This window comes from Bacillus sp. SIMBA_008 (assembly GCF_046535495.1).
Lineage (GTDB): Bacteria > Bacillota > Bacilli > Bacillales > Bacillaceae > Bacillus > Bacillus subtilis.
Genome location: NZ_JAWRWL010000435.1, coordinates 1 through 273, shown reverse-complemented (window position 1 = coordinate 273; position 273 = coordinate 1). Strand labels below are relative to the sequence as shown.

1 protein-coding gene is annotated in these 273 nt (G+C 72.9%); it reads right to left on the bottom strand.

Annotated features, from left to right (window positions below):
* Positions 1–64: 64 nt before the first annotated feature.
* Positions 65–273: M23 family metallopeptidase (locus SB658_RS23910; RefSeq protein ID WP_410602815.1), on the bottom strand; the 209-nt coding region annotated here is incomplete at its 5' end.

The following is a 273-nucleotide window of genomic DNA, read 5'->3' as shown; positions in this document are numbered from 1 at the left end:
CCCGCACACCCCTCCCTCGGCGCTCAGCACCGAGGTCTCCGCGCGCACGAACTGACTCGGAGGCTCAGGCGACGACGATCTCGCCGTTCTCGGGCACTCGCCGCGCACCGGCCGCGCTCGTGAAGACGAGGGGGATGCCGCGGGCCTTCCGCCCGAACGACTCCGACGCCTGCACGTGCACGTGCGGCTCGGTGCTGTTGCCGGAGTTCCCGCATTCGCCGAGCACGTCCCCCGCCGTCACGCGCTGCCCCGGGCACACGCGAATGCTCCCTC